The sequence below is a fragment of the Streptomyces sp. AC627_RSS907 genome (genome assembly GCF_019049165.1).
In genome coordinates this window covers 1-699 of sequence record NZ_JAGMUE010001310.1, presented here as the reverse complement: position 1 = coordinate 699, position 699 = coordinate 1, and the positions used below count along the sequence as shown (strand labels likewise).

The window sequence follows — 699 nt, the reverse complement described above, 5'->3', positions numbered from 1 at the left end:
GCCCGGCGCCGCCGCCCCGCCTCGCCCCTCGCGGGTGGGGGACCGGGCACGCCTCGGCTCACGTGGTGGACGCCGGAGAACCCCGCGACGGTGGCCGGCCGCCTAACCCTCGCTCGGCCGCTCTCTCGTCGGCCGGCGAGGACGCCCGCCGGCTCGACGGTTCGTTGCCCCGACCTGGTCAGTCCAGGTCATCCCGGGGCCACGAAGGGGCGGCACTTCCATCGGGCTCGCGCTGATCCGGGATTCCTCTCGCCTCGGTGGCCGCGGCCGAGGCGGTCGACGCGCTCGCGACCATGGTCACCGACGGCCGGCGGGACCACCCCTGCGACGTGGGCTTTCGCTACGGGAGCGTGCGTGTGACGCGCCGAGGGTGTGCGGTCAGGGTCCGGTTCTCCCAGGTGGTCAGAAGGCGTACCGCACGCGCAGCCAGGGCGCGCGGGTCCGGATCATGCGGGACAGGGTCTCGACGGCCTGGGGTTTGACCGTGCTGCGGTAGCGGACGTTCAGGGCGCCGTTCTCGGACCTCTTGGGCTGCTGGAGGTCCGGCTGCCACAGGACGTCCTCGGCGCGGGGGTGCCAGCCCAGGTTGACCTCGTGCAGGTCCTGGTTGTGGGTGAGCATGATGATCTCCGCGGCGGCCTGCTCCTTCACCCGGTGCGGGAGGACGTCGTCCATCATGCGCAGCAGGTCGTCCCAGGC

At 73.1% G+C, this 699-nt stretch carries 1 pseudogene; it reads right to left on the bottom strand.

What is annotated here, in order from left to right:
• Positions 1 to 402: 402 nt before the first annotated feature.
• Positions 403 to 699: pseudogene (locus KUM32_RS41645) on the bottom strand (spore photoproduct lyase family protein); the annotation flags it as partial.